Source organism: Janthinobacterium sp. BHSEK (assembly GCF_056174685.1).
In genome coordinates, this window is the sequence record NZ_JBWBYV010000110.1 from 1 (window position 1) to 5794 (window position 5794).

The following is a 5794-nucleotide window of genomic DNA, read 5'->3' on the forward strand; positions in this document are numbered from 1 at the left end:
ATCAGGGAGCCCGAGGTGCCCGGCATGGCGCCCAGCACGAATTCACTGAAATTTGCGCGCGTCACTTGGCGTTCTCCTCGTCCATTAGTTCCATATCGAACAGCGTAGGCATGCTGACCTCGCGTTCCATCGCCTGGCAGTAGTGCACCTGGTCAGCGAAATATGCCGGGTTCAGCTCGCTGCCGCGGCCCTGCCGACCTAGCTTCATGGCGCGCACGGGCACGGTGCCCAGGCCGCAGAACGGGTCGTAGATCACCTCTCCCGGATTGCTGTAGCGGCCGATCAGGCGATCAACAATATCGATCTGGAAGGGGCAAACGTGCTTTTCGACCGCCCGCGCCGACTGCTCACCGTTCAAGGTGCGCATGCGCACGATGTCGTGCCAGACGGCCGGATCAGCGCTGCCCGGCGCCAGACTGAGGTAATCGGCTGGCAGCGCCTTGCCGGCCAGCAGCGCCTCGCCCACTTCGACGTGGTATTCGTAGTTGTAGACGTTCTCCAGCGACATGCTGGTGAAGAGCTTCGCCAACTTGCCAGGGCCGAAGCTGGCCAGCTCGGCCGCGCCCAAGAGGCGATCGCCACTGGAGCGCCAGAACGCATGCGCATCGACCTGCCAGCGCGCGACGCTGTAGCCGGTACCAGGAATCGGCGCGGCCTTGCGGTCAAACGGGATCCGGCCGCCGGCATCGTCCAGGCACATCGGCTTGGCCTTGGTGACGGGCACATCGGCGTAGCCGCGCGAGCGGTCCGTCTGCGGCTTGTGGAACAGCAGGATGTATTCCGGCGAACCGACGCCCATCTTCGTGCCGTCCTTGCAGACCTCGGAATAGCCCAGGCGGTAGGTCTGGTTGTTCTCGCGCACCACGTCGGTCACGACCGTGATCATGCCCATGTAGTCGAAGCCGTGCTTGATGCCGTGGAACAGCGCCTCGGCATGGAACGGGCTGACAGTGGGCACGCCGGCGCCGGTGACATTGCCGAAATTGATACGGTCCTTGACGTGGCAGGCGTAGATGCGGCCCGGCTGCAGGATGCGCAGCAGCTCCGGAGTCAGGAAGTCCATCTGAGCCCAAAAGTGATCGCTGTCCTGGGTGTGGCCGAAGTCGTTATAGCTGGGCGTGTATTCGTAATGGTTGGCGCATGGAACGCTGGTAATGATCATGCCGACCGAGTTGTCCGGCTGCTGCATAGCTTCGAGCACGCAGTCGTTATTGGCCACCGAGAACCGCTCACCGGCCACGACGGCGCGCTCGACGCCAATGGTGCGCGCCAGCGAGTCCTGCATCGACAACTGGTCCAGGCCATAGGCGCGGATGATCTGGCCCATCTTGGCCTGCATTTCGTCGTGGCGGCGCCATTTCTCCATCAGGTCGGCCAGCACCTTGCGCTCGACTTCGGTATGAATGATGTCGATGCGCACCGCATGCTGCTGCTGGAAGCGCTGGACGCGGTGGACGGCCTGGATAAAATCGTTGAACTTGAAGCCGATGCCCGCGAAAATCTCTCGATGGCAGTGCACCTGGAAGTTGCAGCCGCTGCCGGCGATGATTGGCTTGGTCGACAGATCCTTGATCTTGCCGTCGCTGAAGTCAGCAATGCGCTGCTCGCGCTGCTCCAGGTCCTGCGTGCCCCACACGCTGACCACGCCGGGCATGGCCGCCTGGATGGCGTGGCGCTCGTCCTCCAGGTCGTGCCAGATCAGGAAATGATCATCAGGATCCGCAGCCATGATCTCGGCCACCTTGGCGACGCGCGCGGCCATGCTGTCGCGCTTCTCGCCGGCGGCAGCTGACAAGCCCATGGCGACGTTCGGGATCAGCAGGCCCTGCCCGTTCTTTTCGGCGCCGGCCGTGCTGTAATTGCTCGGCACCTCGTGAAAGCGCACATCCAGCGCCGGCAGGTCGTAGCCCTCGTCCGAATGGCCCAGGTCGCTCGGACGCTGGATGAAAACCGCCCAGCTGGCCACCCACAGCCAGAATTCCTGTTCCTTGTGCGGGTAAAGCGTCAGGTTCCCAGCCTTCTCGCTGTCGCGCTGGAAGAAGCGCGTCAGGGCCTGGCCAGTGTCCATCACGCCCAGGTAGCCGGCGTAGTGGATCAATTCCTTGAAGCGGTTAGGGCTCGGCGTGGCCGTGTAGACGAACTTGAACTCGACGCCGTCGAACATCGGCAAGAACTCCTGATATGTCTTGCTGCCGTAGCTACGCAGCACGCTGGCCTCGTCCAGCCCGGATGCCTGCCACTTGGTCACGTCGACCTTGGCCTCGCGGACCGATTCGTAGTTCGTCATGTAGATCGTGGCCGGGTCATCGATCTCCGCGTCGGACCGGATGAAGCGCAGGTCGACGGCGTGATCGCCGGTGAAGCGCTTCGCAACCTCGCGCGAGAATTCTTGGCGCACGCCCAGCGGCGCGACGATGCCGCGAATGCCACCCGGCCGGTTGATGCCGATCTGGCGCATCACTTCCAGGTTGGTGCTGGTCTTGTGCAGGCCGAACGAGGCGAAGATGGCGCGCTGGCCGCCGGCCAGGGCCCAGCGCACGATGTCGCGGGTGTGTGGCTTCAAGCCAGGATGGATATCGGCCAGCGGCACGTCGAAGCCCTTGCGCTGGGCCAGCTTGATCTTGGCGCGCAGGAATTCGCTGTACGCAGCTTCTTGCAGGTGTTTTTGCTCTTGCGGGCTAAATGCGCTCATGGGTGTTCCAATGTAGGTTTGATGGCCACGGGCGCTGCATCGAGCAGGCCCATCGACCGTAGAATTTCATGTGTGGTGACTACGGCTGCGCGAAAGGCGACCTCCAGGCCGGCCAGCGACAGATCAGCCGGACGCGGGCGCCGGCCGTCGAGCACGTCATGGCAAGCGCTGCAGCCGAACGCAGCGGCGGTGTCCGGCGCCTTCAGGCCCATGCCCTTGCCATCTGCCAAGAAGTTCGAATGGCAGAGGACGGTGGTATCAGGGTCGAAGTTGCAGACGGCCAGGCGCAGCGTGCAGTCCTGGCCGCGCGCGGCGCGCCGGATCGGCGTCGAGCGTGGGCCTTTTGATTTCAATCCGGCCTTGCGCGTCTTCGCCGTGCGCTGGTGCGACTGCACGGAGAGCATGCCGGTGCTCGGCATGGGTGAGGTGCGCTTGAGCTTTGACACTTCGCGCGCCTCGTTGCGCTCGCCGCGCGCGAAGGCCACACGTTTTAGGCCGGCGCCGGGCTTCATAGGGGAGCGGCGCATCATGCTAAGATTGCACCTTTCACAATAACGGAGGAAAAATGTCTACTGATGAACGCCATATCTACAAGGGCTACACTGTTGTTGCATTGCCATTTGAAAATATGAATAAGAGCCATAGCTCCAGATTCTCTATTCACGAGGGAAGTGGCGTCGTGGGTAGGACGGTTTTGCTGCCCGTGGCGTACCAAAGCATCGCCGACGAAGAATTTCCAAGGAAAGAAGATGCGATCGCTCGGGTGTACGAAATGGCACACGAATGGATTGATGGGCAGGTTGAAGAGTAAAGCGCCCGGCCGCTGCGACTGAATGATTGAAATTATCACAACTCATTCTCCGAAAACAGGCGCGGTTGCACTGCGCCGTTGGCATAAACGGTATCCATGATCGTTGTCGCCAGCGGCTCGTCGCCCTCCCAGCCTTGGGGCCAAGTTTTAGCGCGTATCAGGTCGCGGATGCGCGCTTCCTCCTCGGCATTGATCAGGTCGATCTCCGGCCGGCCAGTCGCGCGCGCCACCGAGTTGACCGTCGCCTGGATGGTCAAGATGCGATCCAGGCCCATGAGGCGCGCATCGAACGTCAGCGGCCCCATGCGCTGCGGGTTGGCCGCCACGGCGCCGGACTTGAGGATTTCGCGCCCGGCCTTACGTAGGCGGTGCTGTGGCTCGCGCAGTTCGCGCCACAGCGGCTTAATGCCCTTGAGCGGCGCCAGGTAGGCCCATTGCGAATTCAGCAGAATGGTATCGAGCGCCTTGTCTTCGGCCGCCAGCGGGCAGCCGATGCAGCCGGTGCGCGCGTTGACCTCTTCGGCCTCATCGCCGCCGTAGGCATCGGCAATGATCGCCGTGCTCCAGTCACCAAATTCAGCCTGTGGCGCCCAGTGGCGCAGCCATTCCCACACATGGCAGACGCGCCAGTGCAGCAGCGGCGCCAGCGTGGATAGGCGGCCGCGCAGACCCTTGGCGTTCGGCAGCACCTGCTGATACCAGCCTTGCCCGCACTCCGCGCCATCCTTGCTGCAGCTCATTTCGATGCGGCGATCGCGGATGGCACTTTCGCCCTGGCGCACGCCGGTGATCATCAGGATCTGACCGTCGAGTTGGTCCAGGCGGTCGCGCAGCGCCTGTTCCATCGGGTCGATCTTGATCTGGCGCGTGCACCAGCGCAGGGTGTTGTTGTTCGGGGGCGGCACGCCCCGGCCCAAAATATAGACCATGAATCTTTTATCCATCGGCGCCGTAACTACCTCGACGCGGATCCCGCGCTCTTCCAACTCGTCCATGATCTGGCGCGCCGCGATGGCCAGCGGCGGCAGCTCTTGGCGCGTGTCGGCGTAGAACACAGTCAGGGACTTGGGGCGCGCGATCTTGCCGGTGTCGAGCAGGTAGGTGATCAGCGTCAGCGTGGCGCTGGAATCTTTGCCGCCCGACCAGGCGATGCCCCAGTGCTCATGCGTAGCGCCGTAGGCCAGCATCGACTGGATCGTCAGATCAATCGAGTCCGTCATTTGCAGGCGCTGAGCACCGCTTGCAAAAATATCAATTTGGTTCATAATTTGTTTTCTTTCAAACAAGCCAAGGAACCGTTGTGGCACATACAATTTGTCTTCAATATATGGAACGCGGCGACGACCTTCCGCGCGCTGGCTACGAATTTACGGATGCTGGACTCAATATGCCGGACGGCGCACCAATTCCCCGAGTCGGCGAATTCATGCAAATCGTCACCGGAGAATCGACGAAGGACTATGTGGTTCTCGCAGTCAATACGCGGATGTTTTTGCTCAATGGGCAGGAAGAACCCACTTGGAACACGTACATAACGTTGGGACCTGGTAGTGACGCACCTGATCAGCGCTTGCTGGCGATCCGAGAATAATTCGGACTGGGTCATCATCAATCCTCCATCGCGCGCTTGATGCCAGCGCCATCGAGGCCGGCAGCCTTGCAACCCAGGCGGGTGGCGTGGAAATAAGTCATTTCGTTGGCAGCACGGCCAGCCGTGACCAAGCCGGCGGCAACCAGCCGCTGCGTGGCCTCGTGCTGCTGGCCGCTGCCGGCGGCAAAATAATTGCGCCAGCCCCACTTGGACTTCGGATATTGCTTAACGGCGCCCAGCATGTGCTGCAGCTTGGCGAAGTCGCCAGGCAGAATATCGGCGCGGACGGCGGCCAGTGCGCAGGCGGCACATTCTCCGTGCTGGGCCAGCTGCTTGGCGGTGCTGGCCTTGCCGCAGGAGCAGACCTTGCGGATCAGCGAGAAGGCTGGCGCGGACTGGTTGGCAATATGGGCACGTTCGTTTCTTGCCAAGTCGTACATCATGATATTATTTTCCTTTTTGCAATAACGGGCAAAATATGGCCGCAGAAGAACCTGCAATTCGTTTTGGTGAGTGGCTCACGATCGTCGCGGTGCTTGCGGGGCCGATCCTTGCGGTACAGGCCCAAAAATGGGTGGAGCGTCGGCAAGCAAAAAAAGGGATGAAAGACAGCATCTTTCAAACACTTATGGCTACCCGCGCCACAAGGCTTGCGCCTGGTCACGTCCAGGCTCTCAACATGATTGATGTAGCCTTCTAT

Annotated in this window: 7 protein-coding genes; 3 read left to right on the forward strand and 4 right to left on the reverse strand. The window is 61.6% G+C overall.

The window, feature by feature from the left end; genetic code table 11:
* Nucleotides 1-61 precede the first annotated feature (61 nt).
* Both AC0V2Y_RS26715 and AC0V2Y_RS26720 read right to left on the reverse strand, forming a co-directional pair.
* Nucleotides 62-2692 (reverse strand): DNA methyltransferase, encoded by a 2631-nt coding sequence (locus AC0V2Y_RS26715; RefSeq protein ID WP_475418026.1) that lies wholly within the window; start codon nucleotides 2690-2692, stop codon nucleotides 62-64.
* Nucleotides 2689-3222: a nuclease domain-containing protein gene (locus AC0V2Y_RS26720; RefSeq protein ID WP_475418025.1), complete on the reverse strand. Its 534-nt coding sequence runs from the start codon at nucleotides 3220-3222 to the stop codon at nucleotides 2689-2691. The genes AC0V2Y_RS26715 and AC0V2Y_RS26720 overlap by 4 nt, the downstream gene beginning before the upstream one ends.
* Nucleotides 3223-3257: 35 nt before the next feature.
* On the opposite strand from AC0V2Y_RS26720, the gene AC0V2Y_RS26725 reads away from it, so the two are divergent.
* A complete protein-coding gene (locus tag AC0V2Y_RS26725) occupies nucleotides 3258-3503 on the forward strand; it encodes a hypothetical protein (protein WP_475418024.1) in 246 nt (81 codons plus the stop codon).
* Between the two features lie 35 nt (nucleotides 3504-3538).
* Here the strand turns inward: AC0V2Y_RS26725 and AC0V2Y_RS26730 are convergent, their stop codons facing one another.
* Complete coding sequence (locus AC0V2Y_RS26730; RefSeq protein ID WP_475418023.1) at nucleotides 3539-4768, reverse strand: phosphoadenosine phosphosulfate reductase domain-containing protein; 1230 nt, start codon at nucleotides 4766-4768, stop codon at nucleotides 3539-3541.
* 35 nt (nucleotides 4769-4803) lie between these two features.
* On the opposite strand from AC0V2Y_RS26730, the gene AC0V2Y_RS26735 reads away from it, so the two are divergent.
* Nucleotides 4804-5094, forward strand: a complete 291-nt coding sequence (locus tag AC0V2Y_RS26735; RefSeq protein WP_475418022.1) for a hypothetical protein — start codon at nucleotides 4804-4806, stop codon at nucleotides 5092-5094.
* A 17-nt stretch (nucleotides 5095-5111) separates the two neighbouring features.
* Here the strand turns inward: AC0V2Y_RS26735 and AC0V2Y_RS26740 are convergent, their stop codons facing one another.
* Nucleotides 5112-5537, reverse strand: a complete 426-nt coding sequence (locus AC0V2Y_RS26740; protein ID WP_475418021.1) for a hypothetical protein — start codon at nucleotides 5535-5537, stop codon at nucleotides 5112-5114.
* A 35-nt stretch (nucleotides 5538-5572) separates the two neighbouring features.
* On the opposite strand from AC0V2Y_RS26740, the gene AC0V2Y_RS26745 reads away from it, so the two are divergent.
* On the forward strand, nucleotides 5573-5794 hold a 222-nt coding region (locus AC0V2Y_RS26745; RefSeq protein WP_475418211.1), incomplete at its 3' end, for a DUF6680 family protein.

What these genes read in the sequence shown, in the direction of transcription:
- AC0V2Y_RS26740 (WP_475418021.1), bottom strand. Translation starts at nt 5,537, where the DNA reads ATGATGTACGACTTGGCAAGAAACGAACGTGCCCATATTGCCAACCAG.
- AC0V2Y_RS26720 (WP_475418025.1), bottom strand. Translation starts at nt 3,222, where the DNA reads ATGATGCGCCGCTCCCCTATGAAGCCCGGCGCCGGCCTAAAACGTGTG.
- AC0V2Y_RS26725 (WP_475418024.1), top strand. Translation starts at nt 3,258, where the DNA reads ATGTCTACTGATGAACGCCATATCTACAAGGGCTACACTGTTGTTGCA.
- AC0V2Y_RS26715 (WP_475418026.1), bottom strand. Translation starts at nt 2,692, where the DNA reads ATGAGCGCATTTAGCCCGCAAGAGCAAAAACACCTGCAAGAAGCTGCG.
- AC0V2Y_RS26730 (WP_475418023.1), bottom strand. Translation starts at nt 4,768, where the DNA reads ATGAACCAAATTGATATTTTTGCAAGCGGTGCTCAGCGCCTGCAAATG.